Origin of the sequence: uncultured Brachyspira sp. (assembly GCF_934747485.1) — a bacterium.
Taxonomy (GTDB): domain Bacteria; phylum Spirochaetota; class Brachyspiria; order Brachyspirales; family Brachyspiraceae; genus Brachyspira.
Genome location: NZ_CAKVGN010000008.1, coordinates 13,071 through 27,323, shown reverse-complemented (window position 1 = coordinate 27,323; position 14,253 = coordinate 13,071). Strand labels below are relative to the sequence as shown.

Annotated in this window: 15 protein-coding genes; 1 reads left to right on the top strand and 14 read right to left on the bottom strand. The window is 30.6% G+C overall.

What is annotated here, in order from left to right:
- Positions 1-23 precede the first annotated feature (23 nt).
- On the top strand, positions 24-809 hold the full coding sequence (recO, locus tag Q0H31_RS02675; protein ID WP_295295649.1) for a DNA repair protein RecO: 786 nt from the start codon (positions 24-26) through the stop codon (positions 807-809).
- On the opposite strand, the gene Q0H31_RS02670 is transcribed toward recO, so the two are convergent.
- The 14 genes from Q0H31_RS02670 to fliP all read right to left on the bottom strand — a co-directional run bounded on the left by Q0H31_RS02670 (position 786) and on the right by fliP (position 14,177).
- Complete coding sequence (locus tag Q0H31_RS02670; RefSeq protein ID WP_295295648.1) at positions 786-1,460, bottom strand: HAD hydrolase-like protein; 675 nt, start codon at positions 1,458-1,460, stop codon at positions 786-788. The two genes, recO and Q0H31_RS02670, sit on opposite strands and share 24 nt — an antisense overlap.
- Positions 1,460-1,714: an NIF3 domain-containing protein gene (locus Q0H31_RS02665; RefSeq protein WP_014935820.1), complete on the bottom strand. Its 255-nt coding sequence runs from the start codon at positions 1,712-1,714 to the stop codon at positions 1,460-1,462. The genes Q0H31_RS02670 and Q0H31_RS02665 overlap by 1 nt, the downstream gene beginning before the upstream one ends.
- An 84-nt stretch (positions 1,715-1,798) precedes the next feature.
- Positions 1,799-2,437: a hypothetical protein gene (locus Q0H31_RS02660; RefSeq protein ID WP_295295647.1), complete on the bottom strand. Its 639-nt coding sequence runs from the start codon at positions 2,435-2,437 to the stop codon at positions 1,799-1,801.
- A gap of 19 nt (positions 2,438-2,456) precedes the next feature.
- Positions 2,457-4,427: a DUF342 domain-containing protein gene (locus Q0H31_RS02655; RefSeq protein ID WP_295295646.1), complete on the bottom strand. Its 1,971-nt coding sequence runs from the start codon at positions 4,425-4,427 to the stop codon at positions 2,457-2,459.
- 13 nt (positions 4,428-4,440) lie between these two features.
- A complete protein-coding gene (gene whiG, locus Q0H31_RS02650) occupies positions 4,441-5,253 on the bottom strand; it encodes an RNA polymerase sigma factor WhiG (protein ID WP_295295645.1) in 813 nt (270 codons plus the stop codon).
- Positions 5,254-5,277: 24 nt separating this feature from the next.
- A complete protein-coding gene (locus tag Q0H31_RS02645) occupies positions 5,278-5,970 on the bottom strand; it encodes a hypothetical protein (protein ID WP_295295644.1) in 693 nt (230 codons plus the stop codon).
- 26 nt (positions 5,971-5,996) lie between these two features.
- Positions 5,997-6,875 carry a MinD/ParA family protein gene (locus Q0H31_RS02640; RefSeq protein ID WP_295295643.1) on the bottom strand — a complete coding sequence of 293 codons (879 nt, stop codon included), beginning with the start codon at positions 6,873-6,875 and terminating at the stop codon, positions 5,997-5,999.
- A 38-nt stretch (positions 6,876-6,913) separates the two neighbouring features.
- Positions 6,914-8,701, bottom strand: coding sequence for a flagellar biosynthesis regulator FlhF (locus Q0H31_RS02635; RefSeq protein WP_295295642.1), 1,788 nt, complete (start codon positions 8,699-8,701; stop codon positions 6,914-6,916).
- An 18-nt stretch (positions 8,702-8,719) separates the two neighbouring features.
- Positions 8,720-8,893, bottom strand: a complete 174-nt coding sequence (locus Q0H31_RS02630) for a hypothetical protein (protein ID WP_295295641.1) — start codon at positions 8,891-8,893, stop codon at positions 8,720-8,722.
- 36 nt (positions 8,894-8,929) lie between these two features.
- On the bottom strand, positions 8,930-11,050 hold the full coding sequence (locus tag Q0H31_RS02625) for a flagellar biosynthesis protein FlhA (protein WP_295295640.1): 2,121 nt from the start codon (positions 11,048-11,050) through the stop codon (positions 8,930-8,932).
- Between the two features lie 13 nt (positions 11,051-11,063).
- Entirely contained in the window at positions 11,064-12,278 is a 1,215-nt protein-coding gene (flhB, locus tag Q0H31_RS02620) for a flagellar biosynthesis protein FlhB (protein ID WP_295295639.1), read from the bottom strand.
- Positions 12,275-13,078 (bottom strand): flagellar biosynthetic protein FliR, encoded by an 804-nt coding sequence (gene fliR / locus Q0H31_RS02615; RefSeq protein WP_295295638.1) that lies wholly within the window; start codon positions 13,076-13,078, stop codon positions 12,275-12,277. Before fliR ends, flhB begins: the two co-directional genes overlap by 4 nt.
- 24 nt (positions 13,079-13,102) lie before the next feature.
- Complete coding sequence (gene fliQ, locus Q0H31_RS02610) at positions 13,103-13,372, bottom strand: flagellar biosynthesis protein FliQ (RefSeq protein WP_295295637.1); 270 nt, start codon at positions 13,370-13,372, stop codon at positions 13,103-13,105.
- 22 nt (positions 13,373-13,394) lie between these two features.
- Positions 13,395-14,177: a flagellar type III secretion system pore protein FliP gene (fliP, locus tag Q0H31_RS02605; protein ID WP_295295636.1), complete on the bottom strand. Its 783-nt coding sequence runs from the start codon at positions 14,175-14,177 to the stop codon at positions 13,395-13,397.
- Positions 14,178-14,253: the final 76 nt, after the last annotated feature.

Here is a 14,253-nt window from a genome sequence, read left to right as displayed (position 1 = left end):
TAATTTTTAAAAAGGAATTTAATTTGATAAAGAATTATGAGGCTTTTATATTATCATACAATAATTATAAAAACTCATCTATTATAGCTTCTTTTCTCACCAAAAAAAATATAATATCTTCTATTTGCTATCAAGCTAAAAAAAACTCTAAAGCTTTCGGCTCTGATTTAGAAAGCATATCAAAATTAAATATTAACATATACGAAAAAAAATCTGACAGCCTTTCAATATTAAAAGAATCAAATATAATAAAAAATTATAATATCTTAGAAAAATCTGTTTATTCATCATTAGCAGTATTTTATATAAGAGAATTATTATTATATTTTGCAAAAGATTTTGATGAGAGATATTTTATTTTAATGGAGAAAACATTATACTCTTTAGAAGAAAATGAAAAAGAAAATAAAGATAATTTAAAATATTATATAAATATACTATTAAGAGCCTTTGAAATAAAACTGCTCTATATTGCAGGACTCTCTCCTTTGTTAGATAATTGCGTATTGTGTGAAAGAGAAAATGCAAATTATTATTCCATTAATGAAGGCGGCTTAGTTTGCAGTAATTGCAAAACAAATATAAAAGATGTTATGGAATTAGATTATAATGATATAGCATTTATGAAACTAATAAAACATTCTTCTATGCTCGATATAACAAATAACAACGATATAATAAAATATTATAATAATTCAATAACAACAATAAGAGATATATTACAAAAATCAATACACAATCATATACATAGAGAATTAAAAAGCCTAAAAGTATTAGAAGAGATTTTATTTAGCGATAATAATATTTAAAATATCTTTAGTGTTATCTGCTATATATGTAGCATCTCTAAACTCTTCATCGTTTCCAAAACCATATCTCACAGCAATAGAATCAAAGCCCATATTTTTTGAAGCTTCAATATCGTCTATTCTATCGCCAATCATAATAGTTTCATTTTTATTAAAGTTTTCTTTAAGAGAAGCCTCTTTTAAAACATCAAGTTTATTTTTTATAGCTCCTCCTAAAATAGCTCCATACATATTAGTAAAATATTTATCCAAATCAAAATGCTTTATTATCCTCACAGCAGATTCTAAAGGCTTCGCAGTTGCTAAATAGGTATTGAAATTACTGTTGTATAAAGTTTTTATTAAATCATCTATGCCATCATAAAGCGTACAATTAAAAAGCCCATTGTTTCCATTATAATCTTCTCTGTAATACTTTATAAACTCCATAGCCTTATCTTGATTATCATAAATATATTTCTTAAAACTAATATCAAGAGGAGGACCAATAAATTTTCTTAAAGTATCATCTTCAGGCAATACAATATTTAAATCAGGATAAATTGCAGACATTTTTTTTATGCCGTATTTAACAGCATTTGTAATACCATTAGCAGAATCTGTAATAGTGCCGTCCAAATCAAATAGAATATTTTTATATTTACTTTTCATTATCTTTCCACAAATATATATCCGGAAGCAGGAAGTATCTCAAAACTTTTTTTTGCTTTTTCTTTCATAGCCTTAAAAAGTAAATTAAGCCCCAAACTATCACTAGCCATATGTCCAGCACAAACAATATTAATATTATATTTTTTACACTCTTCTATATGATTATCAGATAAATGCATCACAACCAAAGTACCAACACCCGCATTAGCTAAAGCAGAAATCATTCCAATATCAAAAGAAGCTCCGCCAGTCATATCTACAACAATTTTACCAGCTCTGTTTTTTTCACTTCCATTAAAAAGTTTAGGAGGATTATTATTTTTTGATGATATTTTATATTATTCAATATCATTAAGTAAATCTAATATATCAGAAAGTTTATAGGGATTTTTTCCTTTTATAAGATTAGTTAAAAAAGTTTCAACATGATTATCAGCTAATGTATGCATACACATATAATTAAGATTAAGAAGCTTGGCAGCAGTAACATCTCTATTATGGTTTGAAGGAGAAACAGAGCGTTCAACTCCATTCATTCTTTTATTAGTAAGAGCTTCAGATACATTTACATTAACACCATTAAGATAGTTTTTATCAGTCTGCATAGCTATCACTTCATAAAACTTAGCATAAGCATAACCATTAGGGTGATGAGTAACAATTAAATCAATGTTTGCATTTTTTTCATTTAATCTGTCTGCAAGCAAAAGCTCTGAAGTTTGCATATCAATACCACAAAATATTTTTTTTATCTCTTTATCTTCTGCAATATTTAATATTCTGCTGTCAGCATACGGATTAAACAAATTATCTTTATCAAAGCATTCTTTTTTTCTTTTATCTTTTATAGCCTCATAATCTTTTTTTACTATATCAAGCTCTTTTTCTACAATATCTCTTCCCCTCGGGTCAGAATCTATAGCACATTCTATGGCAGTCTTATAAAAATCATTTATATTAAAGTATTTATTACTCAAAATCCCCCCTATAAAAACATTAAATATCGCTCTTCTTATTATCGTTTTTAGGCTCGCCTCTGTATTTATCAATTTGTATTAAGCCTTTATCTTCATAGAAAGTAACAGCCTTATAGGTTTGTCTAATATCAAATTCAGCACTGCCTATGATGAGTTTAACCCCAGCCAATGCCTCTTTACCGGCACTTATTGTAGACTCTACTTTCTCTATTTCCATTTGCTGCAATAAAGCCTCTCTCTCTAATACAATTTCCTCTCTTCTGCTGTTAGCCTGCTCAAGCTGCTCTTTCAAACTTTGTAACTGCTCAGTCTTTTCATCATCTAATTTTCTCACCTTAGCAGCCTGTTCTAATGATTTAATATTTCTTTCTATCTCTTCTATAGCAACATCAAGCTCCTCTTTTTCTTTATCCATAGCAGCAATACTTCTTCTTTTAGCAGGACTAACCCCTGTTTCTATAGTAGTTTTTGTTCCAGAAGGAGAGCCTAATACCTTACCATTAACCTCATATAAAGCTCTTAATACTCCACCGCTTGCAGAAGCCCTCTTACCTGTAAGTATTATTCTATTATCTGAATCTATATTAGAATTAAGTATAGCCTCAGTAACTATAACATTATTAGCAGATTCCACATTTGAGAATTGTATAAACTTAGCAATAACATCACCGCCAGCCCTAACAAAACTGTTCTCATTTCCTTGAATACCAAGTTTTACTATAATGTCTCCCTTAGCCTCAAGGTCGCATTTACCAACTGTACCATTAACTTCAATATTACCCTCAGCTTTTACAGAGAAATTATCACTAACACTTCCCTTAACAAGCACGCTTCCTATAAAATTAATATTTCCAGTCTCAGGTCCAACATCTCCAGAAACCTCAAATACAGGCTCAACACTTAATAATTTACCCTTTAATAAAACCTGTCCATTTATACCCGCAACTATATAATCGCCATCTATAACAACATTGTCGCCAAGTATATCTTTTAAATCTAAATCTTTACCGTCTTTGGCTTCTATCTTTGTACCTAAGACATTAATACCATGTTCCCCCTCTGTAGCAGGAATCTTATGTGCTAATTTCTGTCCCTCAGATACATTTTCTACGATGCTCAAATCCTTATAATCTATACTCTCATCTTCATCTATATATTTTGGTATAACATCTTTATTAACCTTAACTAAATATTCTATCTTAGCATTCTGCCCAATCTTAGGATAAAGCCCCTCAGCAGCAAGTATCGGAACATTAAAAGTACCCTCTTCCAAAAGCTTTGAAATATTATCTTCTTTTACACCAAATACAATTCCGCTATTTTCTAATAATTCCTTAGCATCTTGCAAGTCAATCTCTCTTCCGCCATTGTTTGGTTTGCTAACAGTAATATAAGCTTGCATATTATCTTCTGTAATAGTATATGTAATTTTAGCATTGTATACAGATTTTGAAGGGTCCCAATCGGCTATTTTTACATACTCGCCTTTTTGCTCATGTAAAATTTCTTTAGCTAAGTTGGAATCATAATGTTTAAGACCAGCTTCTATTAATTTTTTTTCTAAAGCCTTCATATCTTCAATTCTAGTTCCGTCAGCAGTAGGAGGAGAAACTTTTAAAAATACTCCATCTCTTTTTACCCTTACTACTATGCTTGTATCTTTATCTATAACAACACTGTCATCTTTATCCATATGCGAAACAGTAGAATAATCAACTGTATGACCGTATGTAATACTAGATTTATCATATTTTATATGTGTGTATCTTATTAAATAAGGAGTAAAATGAAGCTTTTTAAAAATACCTGTGCTTCTATCTCTAATGATTTTGTAGGATAGTTCATATACAGGACATTGAAATATAGCAGCTGCCTGATGCATGCCGTCTTCTAAATTCTCAACTTCCAATTCTATAGAACGCGAATTCTGATTATTATAAATATCTTTGTAAAAATCACTTTGTAAAATTTTTCTTTTTAATTCATTCATAAAAAACCACCTACTATAGTAATTGTTTTTTTATCTCTGAAAGACTGTATCTTAATTGCTGCACAGCCTTTGTGTGAAGCTGAGATACCCTGCTCTCTGATACATCTAATACCTTACCAATCTCTTTTAAAGTTAAATCTTCATAATAATATAATATAAGAACACTTCTTTCTTTTTCAGGTAATTTATCTAAAGCCTCAACAATCTTTTTCTGAACATCTTTCCTCTCAGCAAGATATTCAGGATTATTTTTATCGCTTGCTTTTAAAGTATCCATTATAGATATTTCATCAGAATCATCTCCATGATACCAAACCTCGCTTAAAGAAGTAGTAGATGCTTCTATAGAATATCTCATAGTTTCATTAATTTTACTCAAAGGTATACCCATAGTATCTGCTATCTCTTGAGAGTTAACATTGCGTCCTAATTTACTCTCTAAGAACTCTCTCGCTATTTCTATATCTTTTATCTCTCTTCTTATAGACCTTGGAAGCTTGTCTATTTTTCTAAGCTCATCATAAATAGAACCTTTTATTCTTGTTGTAGCATAAGTTTTGAATTTAACTTCTTTATTTGGGTCATACTTATCTATAGCATCTATTAACCCCAAAGCACCATAGCCTACTAAATCATCAAATTCTATATCACGAGTAGCTTTCATATTAAAGTTTATTTGATTAGCAACATATTTAACCAAATTAGAATATTTTATCACTAATGCTTCTTTTATATGAGGAGAGAGTGTCTTTTTATACTCAATCCAATACTCCTGCTCATTATCATCTGTAATATTTGGTATTATGCCTTTCTTATTCTTTTTCATAATGGTACTCTACTTTTTATTTTTTTATTTACTTTCTTTTTTCTCTTCTTTAGAAAGCATAGTCCTCACTGCTTTAGCAACCTTCTCAGGGTCTTCCCTTACCTCCCTCTCTAAACTAACCGCATCAGCAGTTTCTTTCTTAAGAGGAAAATAATCACTCGCTTCTTCCATATTGGAATTATCAGTAACGGAAGATATTATGTCGCCTATATCTCCCATATTATGATAATCTACTTTTTTATTTTTATCAACATTTATATTATCAATACTAGGCACTATATTATTATCTTCAATTTTAAAATCTTCAGTTGTATCCATATTTCCAGAAGAAGTTTCTAAAGTTGTATTTTCATCACTAATATTATTTTCTACAGGATTATTAGTAGGAGTATTAGCAATATTATTATTTGTATTTTCTTTAATTTCACTAATTTCTTCATTAGCTGCTGCTTGAGTGCTATTTGCATTACTATCAAAAACTCCAGAAGATTCTATAGCATCAGATAAAAACTTTTTAAGAACAATAGCTAAAACATACAATATAATACCAGTAATTACTGTAGATATAAAAGCCCTCATAATAGACACATCTATTCTATTTCTAAACAAAGTAGAAAATAAAAAAGTAAATATAAAAGATAAGCCCATTACAATAAGCGACAATTTACCAAAGTTACTGGAAAAATAATTTTTTACCTTAGCCATAAAATCATTCATAAATAAAACCTCTATAATTTCAATATTTAATAAATTCTATTCTCTTTTCTACTAACAAAAGCAAATAAAGACTCCATAAAACCAGATAGCCCCTTAGTATCTCTCTCTTCATCATATTCCATATCAATAATTCTCTTAGCTATGTTGTATATAGAAATAGAAGCATGACACTTATTATCATACTGATAAAAAGGAAGCTGCTGTGAAACAGAATAGGCAATAGTCTTATCTTCAAGTACATACCCCAAATACTTAATATCCATATCCAAATATCTCTTACTCACCTCTATAATTTTATCACCCACTTCCTTACCTTCTGATGCCTTAGTTACTCTATTAACTAAAATTTTAATATCTGCCTTAGGGTCTTCCGGAGCTATAGATTTTATTACCCCATAAGCATCAAGTATAGCCGTAGGTTCCGGTATAGTAACAACAATGTTCTCATCTGAAGAAAGTAAAAAATACAAAACATTATCAGATATTCCAGCCCCAGTATCAATTATAATAATATCTGCATCATTTAAAGAGTCCATGCTATTTATTAATTTGGTTAAACCTCTGCTCGACAAGTTTGCCAAAGAAGAAAAACCCGAAGCACCGGCAATATATCTAATTCCATAATCAGTTTCAAGCACAACCTCATGTATTTTTTTAGTACCCTTTATAACATGATATAAGTTATATTCAGGTATAGTACCCAATATAACATTAACATTTCCAAGCCCAAGATCCGCATCTATTAGAAGTACATTTTTTCCAAGCTGCTGCAATGCTATAGCCAAATTAATAGCAATATTAGTTTTACCAACTCCGCCTTTACCGCTAGTTACGCTAATTATACGCTGAGGACGCTTATCTTTTACTTCCATCATTTTTCTTAATTCATCTGCTTGATCTTTCATAATTTTTTATAATTCCTATATAAATTAATTTTTTATTTTTAATTTCCAAATAAACCTTCTAACATTTTATGAGCATATCTTTTGGCAGGAGCAATATCCTTAGGCACTCCCTGACCATAAGTTACATAAGTGATAGGTACTTTACTTTTTGATATAGCACATAAAGATGAAGCTAAATAATCGGTTTCATCTACCTTAGTTAAAATAATACCTTTATAATTTGCAGGTTTAAATGCATTCATAATTTTTAGAGCATCTTTATATTTAGCAGTGGAGCTCATTACAAGCTGAACGTCCATATCAAATCTTCCCACAGTATTAAAATATTTAGACATAGCTATTATCTCTTCAACACTCTTAGGAGAACGTCCCATAGTATCTATAAAAAGTAAAGATGAACTGTCTAATTTGCGTATTTCTGCTCTCAAAGCTTCAGGAGTGCTGGCACTTGTAAAAGGCACTTTCATTATGCTTGCATATCTTTGAAGCTGATCAACTGCTGCTATTCTATAATTGTCTATTGTTACAAATGATACCCTTCTGCCTGATCTCATATATTGAGCTGCTATTTTAGGTATTGTAGTAGTTTTACCAACTCCAGTAGGACCAACAAATACCACTATCTTCTTTTTAGCACCTACATCTATTCCATTTGCAAGGAGCAATCTGCTTGAAAAATATTTCTCTATCTCTTCTTTTATAACATCTTTAGATTGAAAAAATCTTGCATTGCTTGATGTAAGTAAATATTCTCTTAATTCAAGCAAAACCTCTTCCGGAAACTCTCTCTGTCTTAAAAAATTAAAACTTTCTTCCATGCCGTCTGCAGCAGAAGAATCTTTAGCAATAATATTTCTATCAGAATATGAATCATCATCATCATCTTGATAAAAATTATTATTAATATCATTGAAGTTATTTTTAATAATAGAAGAGTTTAAATTATTATCTTCTCTTCTATAGCTTTTTATTTCTTCTATAGTGTTTTTTAAACTTCTCTCTTCATTTTGAAATATATTATCATAGCTATTATAAAAATTATTATTTTCTTTTTTTGTATAATTTGAAGAGTTAAAATTATTTCTATCTATGTTTGGAATATTATTTTCAAAATATTCTTTAACTATATCTTTTAGCTGATCCTGAACTATTCTTTTTACATTTGCTTCTATGCTGTCAATATTAGAGTTATTTTTTTGATTGTTTTGAGGATTATTATAAGCAAAATAATCTTCTTCTTTACGAGTATCTCTGCTATATGAAGTGTCAGAATCATTTAATAAAGAATTTCCCATCATACCAAAATTATTATTAAAATTATTAAAACTATTATTTACTTTTTTTTCTTCAAATTTTTCTTCAAATTCTATAGGCTTAAAAGTTTTACTTTTATTTACAAGTTCAGCATTTTCAAATTCAGTGATATCTACAGTAGCAGTATTTTTTTTAGCCGTTAAATTTTCACTTCTTTCACGTGCAGATTTTTTCAAAGCATTATTAAGATTAATTAATCTCTCAGCCATCTCACTAGCATCTAACACTTCTGTTTTATGCTTATTCATTTCTATTCTATCGCTATTTAATTTGTTATTATAACTCTCTTCTTCTGTTACTGCATTAGTTTCTTTATCAGCATTCTTTTTATCATATATAGAGTTATTTAGCATTATTCTAATCTCATGCTCAGTTTTCTTTCCCAATCCCAAAAAACCGCCGACTTGAATATCTTTACTAGACAATATATAAAAATTGCTTCCGTACTCAACTCTCGCCTTAGCAAAAGCATCTGTCTTATCTTTTCCTCTGATTGTTCTTATATCAACCATCTTAATAACTCCCTAAAATTAATACTGCTCTAAAACGCCTATAGATACTTCAAATTCTTTTTTTATAATGCCAAATATATTTTTCCTTCTTAATTCTCTTATACTTATAATAAAATAATTTTCTCCATACTTATCCCTAGCCTGTTTTTCAATTTCTTCTCTGTTTTTTCCAAAGATTTTTATAGTCTTCATAATTATAACTCCAATAATATTTTATTAAAAAATTGTTTATTTTATACTAGCAACACCCATTACATTATACCCTTGTGCTATCTCGGTTGTTGCCACTACTTTATACTTACCAATATTTTTAGCAATAAACTGATACAAAGGTCTTCTTATTATAGGTGAAACCAAAAATACTATTTCAGTAACACCAGAATCTTGAACTAATTTTATAGCGTCTTTAATATTTCTTATAAGAGCCTGCATACTTTCAAAACTCATAGCTATCACTTGAGAACCTTGTATATTTCCGCTGTCAGCTAAGTTTTGTGCTATATTGTTTTGCAGCTGCTGGCTTAAAGTAATGACTCTTATATTTTTTTGGTCATCAGCTATAAGCTGAGATATTTGAGGAGCTAATCTGCTTCTAACCAATTCTGTAGCCTGTTCGCTTCCCATAACAGTAATAGCATCAGCAACGCCCTCTAATATAGCAACACTGTTTCTAATAGGAATTTCCTCTTGAAGTAAATTCTGCAATACTTTTTGTATGTAGCCAAGAGGACTCTCATTATGAGGTTTAGCAGCAAGCACCTCTGATACCAAAGCCTTATTATCATCTTTAATAAGATCAAGCATATTCTGTACTTCTTCACGTCCGATAAGAAGATTAGCATTTCTCTTAATTGTCTCACTAAAATGTGTAGCAATAACTGCAGTGGGCTTAAATAACATAAATCCTTTTCTCTCTGCTGTATCCTTATCAGCAACCCTAATCCAATAAGCAGGGAGGCCAAAAGTAGGTTCTTTTACTTTTTCAGAGTCTTCAGTAGGTCCTTCATTAGAATTAGCATTCAAAGCAAGAAGCATATTAGGACGAACAAAACCTCTTGCCATTTCTGTGTTGTTTATACTAATTGTATATTCATCTGGTTCTATAGCCTGATTATCAACTATACGAACAGGAGGTACAGATAAACCAACCTCTAAAGCAAGCTCTCTTCTAACCTGAGTTACCCTATGTATTAAATCTCCGCCCTCATTTTCCATTGCTAAAGGAACTAATGATACACCAATAGACAATTCTATCTTTTCTATTTTTAATAAAGGACTAACATCTAAAGGAGCATTCTGAGGCTGTTCCTGAGCTTCTGCCTTAGTGCCGTCTTCGTTAAGACCAAGCTCTTGCTGTTCTTTTCTTAGAGCATAACCTGCCAAAAATAATGCTAATGCTATAACAAATAATGCTATCTTTGGAAAGCCGGGTAAGAACATTAAGAAAAATGCAAAACCAGCACCAATAAATAAATTTTTAGGCTTAGCAAAAACCTGTACAGCAATTTGAGTAGACAAATTATCTTCACTGCTGCTTCTAGTAACAAGCAAACCAGTAGCAAAACTCATAAAGAAAGAAGGTATCTGACTTACCAAACCATCACCCACAGTAAAACGAGTATAAGCATCAGCAGCCTGAGCAAACGGCTCTCCTCTCATTGTCATACCAATTATGAGACCGCCAACTATGTTTATAATAGTTATTATGATACCAGCTATAACATCACCTTGAACAAACTTTGAAGCACCGTCCATTGTACCATAAAAATCACTCTCGCCTCTTATCTTTTTTCTTTTCTCTTCTGCTTCTTTGTCTGTAATAGCTCCAGCCTGAAGTTCGCTTTCAACAGCCATCATCTTTGAAGGCATACTGTCTAATGCGAATCTTGCTGCAACTTCTGATACTCTCGTAGCACCTTTAGTAATTACTACAAACTGAACTATTATAAGTATGATAAATATTACAACACCCACAACTATATTATTGCCAACTACAAACTCAGCAAATGAAGTGATAACCTTACCATTAAAATTAGCCCCCTGTGTAAGTATTGCTCTTGTTGTAGAAACGTTTAATGCAAGTCTAAATGCAGTCATCACCAAAAGCACAGAAGGAAATACACTAAACTCACTAGCACTCTTTATACTCAAAACCATAAGAAGTATAAGCAAAGATATAACTATATTTATGATAAGGAGAAAATCCAAAATCATAGAGGGAAGCGGTATAATAAGCATCATTATTACCATAACCGCACCTATAGCAAACATTATATCGCTATGCCTACTAAGGTTTGTAGGTAATTTTATAGAATCTAAAAGCGATTTAGCATTATTAATAGTTGCCACTTTTCATTTCCTCCTATATAGCCCTTGCCATTTTTTCATTACGTATTCTATATACCTCGCCAAGTATTCTTGATACAACATGAAACAACTTCTCTGGTATATACTGCCCTATATCCACATTATAATAAAGTTCACGGGCTAAAGGTTTATTTTCTACTATTTCTACTTCATGTTCTTTTGCTATTTCTTTTATTTTTAAAGCAATATTATCAACACCTTTTGCAGTTACTATTGGAGCATAATCTCCGCTTTGATATTTTAAAGCAACGGCAAAGTGTGTCGGGTTTGTGATTATTACATCTGCCTCTGGTACTGATTTTAGCATTGTTCTGCTTACAATCTTTCTTGCCATTTCCTGCAGCTGATTTTTTACTAAAGGGTCTCCCTCCATCTCCTTAAACTCTTCTTTCATCTCATGCTTTGTCATCTTTAAGCTGTTAATATATTGCTTTCTTTGAAAATAATAGTCCACAACGGCAACTATTATCATAAATATCATTACCTTTCCTATCATCTCTAAAACTATAAAGAAAAATACATTCATAGCCTGAGCTAATTCCATATGAACCATGTTAAATAAGTCGTTGCGTCTGCCATTTATTGTTGTAAATGTTAATATAGCAATAACAAGCATTTTAAAAAGTATTTTAGCTAAGTTCATTAAGTTTTGAGAAGATATAAAAACTCTCTCTTTAAAATTTGACCAAGTTGGTGCTATTCTTTTGAAATTTGGTTTTAATTTTTTTGTAGTAAACAAAAACTGTGTTTGTGCTAAATTTACTCCAACACCAATAATCAATGCTGTAAGCAAAACTATACCAGCTGTTTTTGCTATCAATAAAACTATTTCTATAAATATATCAGGCAGCCCGTCCATAGTCATTGTTGCATCAGCATTTGCAATTCTATTTAAAACATCAATAAAAAATTGTGATAATGTATGAGTAAGATAACCTATAAGCAAAGCTATTAAAACAGTAGTAACACCCAATACTAAAGTTTGATTAATTTCTACAGAGTTTACAACACGTCCCTCTTCTTCTCTTGCTCTTCTCTTTTTTCTCTCTGTAGGAAGTTCTGTTCTTCCTTCATCTTCAGCGGATGCAAATAAAGTTAGTGCAAAACCTCTGCCTGTTAAACGCAAATATTTTCTATAAAGTTTAGCTCTTATAGAAATAAATAAATCTTTTACTTGTAAATGTTTCATCAAAGAAGCAAACATTATCATACCGTGCCTCCTGACAAAAAAACAAATAAATTATTAATATCTGCAATTGTGTTTTGCATTATCTTCATAAAATTAGTAATTAGCACAGGAATAAGTATATAGTACGCTACAATTCCAACCGCTATTTGCATAGGGAAACCAAGCATTAATACATTCATTTGAGGAGCAGCCTTTGCTAACAATCCTAAACTCAATGAAAGTAAGAACAAAGTAAGCATTATAGGCAAAGCAAGTGATAAAGCAATAGAAAACATAGAACTCATATAATAAATCATTCTGTCTATCACACCTTGAAAAGAACCTAAAAACACTGCCTTTGAAGCATCGCTCAACACCGGCATAGCTTTAAAACTATTATACAAAGTTCTTATTACCCAATTCTGACCATCTATGGCTATAAATATAAGTATTACAACTAAAGCCTGAAGCTGACCTAACACAGGAACAGTAATTTGGCTTATAGGGTCAACTGCCTCAGATATACCAAAACCCATTTGTATCTCAAAGAAATTAGTTGTAACCTGAAAAGCTAAAAATATCATAGACATTAAAAAGCCAATTAACAAGCCTATCAATGCCTCATTCAACAAACTTAAAAAATACTCTAAAAAAGTAGGAGCTGCTTGAACCGATGTATTTGCTACTAATGGAAAAATTGTAGCTGTTGCAATAAATGCTAATCCTGCTTTTATAGTATTAGGAATAACATTAGAAGAGAACATAGGGGCTACTATGAGTATAGCCAAAAATCTTACCATTATGAGAAGGTAAATCTGAAAGAAATTAACAAAATTATCCATCTTCTAAATATTCCGTATTTATTATTATCTTGCTATAGCAGGCAATATATTAAAAAGCCTAACCGTAAAACCGCTTATATAATTTATCATCCAAGAAGATAAAAAATATATAACTGCAAGCATAGCTATCATCTTTGGCACAAAAGTTAAAGTTTGCTCTTGAATACTTGTAGTAGCCTGTATAATAGATATAATAAGACCAACTATTATAGAAACTCCTAAAACAGGAGCAGAAAGAATCATAAAAGTCCATAAAGTTTGCTGTACTAAAACAATAATAGAAGTATCATTCATAACTCACCCTCTTATTAATTTTCTAATTAAAACTTTGTACAAGCTGCAATATTAAAAGCTTCCAACCATCAACAGCCACAAACAATATTATTTTTAAAGGCAATGATATCATAATTGGAGGAAGCATTATCATACCCATAGCCATAAGTATTGAAGCTACAACCAAATCTATAACTATAAAAGGTATAAATAAATATATACCCATCTTAAACGCTATAGTAAGCTCATTAATAATAAATGCAGGCACTACAACTATAGTTGGAATCTTTGCTAAATCTTCCACAGACTGAATATCTCTTAATCTAACATTGCTATCACTAATACTTAAAAATAAGTCCAAACTCTTCATACCGTTTTCACCTCTTAAAGAGTTAAACATAAACATTCTTATAGGCTGTATTCCTCTGCTGTATAAATCATTAACCCCTATAGTTCCGTTTAAATATGGCTGAAGTGCTTCGTTATTTATCTGAGTTAATGTTGGCATCATTATAAAAAATGTTAAAAACAAAGAAAGCCCCATTATTAATGCCCTTGGAGGTGTTTCTTGTAAAGACAATGCCCTTTGAACAAAACTTAAAACTATAGAAACTCTCACAAAACTTGTAGTCATTATTATAATAGACGGAGAAAGTGAAAGTATAGTAAGCAAGAACAGTATTTGCAGCCCTAAACTCACTTGCTGAGGTGTTTGAGCTTGTGTAACATTCAAATCTATTGTAGGTATAGGTATTTGCGTTTGAGCATAAACAGTAACAGGAGCAAATAAACATAATACAATAATCACAGCAAAGAACTTTCTCATTTTTTTATTATACTCCAAATTTTTTTATTAAATAAAATCAAAATTATACCGTTGATATATAAGGTAACATATTACT

Coding starts and splice junctions, on each gene's coding strand:
- Q0H31_RS02670 (WP_295295648.1), bottom strand. CDS start 1,460: ATGAAAAGTAAATATAAAAATATTCTATTTGATTTGGACGGCACTATT.
- Q0H31_RS02665 (WP_014935820.1), bottom strand. CDS start 1,714: ATGACTGGCGGAGCTTCTTTTGATATTGGAATGATTTCTGCTTTAGCT.
- Q0H31_RS02655 (WP_295295646.1), bottom strand. CDS start 4,427: ATGAATGAATTAAAAAGAAAAATTTTACAAAGTGATTTTTACAAAGAT.
- whiG (WP_295295645.1), bottom strand. CDS start 5,253: ATGAAAAAGAATAAGAAAGGCATAATACCAAATATTACAGATGATAAT.
- Q0H31_RS02645 (WP_295295644.1), bottom strand. CDS start 5,970: ATGAATGATTTTATGGCTAAGGTAAAAAATTATTTTTCCAGTAACTTT.
- Q0H31_RS02640 (WP_295295643.1), bottom strand. CDS start 6,875: ATGAAAGATCAAGCAGATGAATTAAGAAAAATGATGGAAGTAAAAGAT.
- Q0H31_RS02635 (WP_295295642.1), bottom strand. CDS start 8,701: ATGGTTGATATAAGAACAATCAGAGGAAAAGATAAGACAGATGCTTTT.
- Q0H31_RS02630 (WP_295295641.1), bottom strand. CDS start 8,893: ATGAAGACTATAAAAATCTTTGGAAAAAACAGAGAAGAAATTGAAAAA.
- flhB (WP_295295639.1), bottom strand. CDS start 12,278: ATGATAATGTTTGCTTCTTTGATGAAACATTTACAAGTAAAAGATTTA.
- fliR (WP_295295638.1), bottom strand. CDS start 13,078: ATGGATAATTTTGTTAATTTCTTTCAGATTTACCTTCTCATAATGGTA.
- fliQ (WP_295295637.1), bottom strand. CDS start 13,372: ATGAATGATACTTCTATTATTGTTTTAGTACAGCAAACTTTATGGACT.
- fliP (WP_295295636.1), bottom strand. CDS start 14,177: ATGAGAAAGTTCTTTGCTGTGATTATTGTATTATGTTTATTTGCTCCT.